1 protein-coding gene is annotated in these 1,237 nt (G+C 66.0%); it reads right to left on the bottom strand.

Annotation, left to right across the window (positions count from 1 at the left end):
* Positions 1 to 173: 173 nt before the first annotated feature.
* Complete coding sequence (locus IP86_RS14560) at positions 174 to 1,088, bottom strand: amidohydrolase family protein (RefSeq protein WP_054163256.1); 915 nt, start codon at positions 1,086 to 1,088, stop codon at positions 174 to 176.
* Positions 1,089 to 1,237: the final 149 nt, after the last annotated feature.

The following is a 1,237-nucleotide window of genomic DNA, read 5'->3' as shown; positions in this document are numbered from 1 at the left end:
TCCCTCTCCCCGCATGCGGGGAGAGGGGTGGGGTGAGGGGGCGTCTCCGCGAGTCTGAGCCGCTCGGCCCTGCGGAGGCGCCCCCTCACCCAACGCGCATCTGACGATGCGCGTCGACCTCTCCCCGCGCGCGGGGAGAGCTGACATCCGTGCACGCCGCGCGGGCGATCGGATCATTTCTCCTCCGGCCAATACAACCGCATCGGGTTGTCGACCAGTAGTTTAGTTTGAAGTTCCTCAGTGGTCGCGATGTGCGGGATGAAGTCGACCAGCAGGCCGTCGTCGGGCATGTGGTCCTTCAAATTGGGGTGCGGCCAGTCGGTGCCCCACAGCACGCGGTCCGGGAAGGTCTCGACGATGCGGCGGGCGAACGGGATCACGTCGCGATAAGCGTTCTGCTCGCCGTTCAGCGCCGGCCGGCCGGACACCGACAGCCGCTCCGGGCAACTGACCTTCGACCAGACGTTGGTATGCTCGCGCATGAAACGGACGAACAGCTCGAATTCCGGGCCGTCGACCGGCTTGGTGACGTCCGGCCGGCCCATGTGATCGACCACCACGGTGGTCGGCAGCGCGGTGAAGAAGTCCCACAGCTCGGGCAGATCGACCGCTTCGAAATAGATCACCACGTGCCAGCCGAGCTTGGCGATGCGCTCGGCGATTTCGACCAGCTCATCCTTCGGGGTGAAGTCGACCAGCCGCTTGACGAAGTTGAAGCGCACGCCGCGCACGCCGGCGTCGTGCATCGCTTTCAGCTCGTCGTCGGTGACGCTGCGGCGAACCGTCGCGACGCCGCGCGCCTTGCCGTTCGAATGCACCAGCGCATCGACCATCGCCCGGTTGTCGGCGCCATGGCAGGTCGCCTGCACCACGACATTGCGGGCGAAGCCGAGATGATCCCGCAGCGCGTAGAGCTGCTGCTTCGACGCATCGCACGGCGTGTATTTACGCTCCGGCGCGAACGGAAACGCGTCCCCCGGCCCGAACACATGGCAATGCGCATCGACGGCGCCCGCCGGCACTTTGAAGGTCGGCTTCGAGGGGCCTTGGTACCAATCCAGCCAGCCCGGGGTCTTTTCGAATTTCATTCGGTTACTCGTCTCAAGTCAGCACCGGTTCAAGGCGCTCGTTGAAGTCATCGTATTTATCTCGCCTCGGCCTCTCATCTCCCCTCCCCCTTGCGGGGAGGGGTCGGGGGTGGGGGTCCCCAGGCACAGTGCCCGTGGCCCCCCCCCCC

The organism is Rhodopseudomonas sp. AAP120 (genome assembly GCF_001295845.1).
GTDB lineage: Bacteria > Pseudomonadota > Alphaproteobacteria > Rhizobiales > Xanthobacteraceae > Rhodopseudomonas.
Note: the sequence above shows the minus strand (reverse complement) of the source record. Positions and strands in the feature narration are given on the sequence as shown.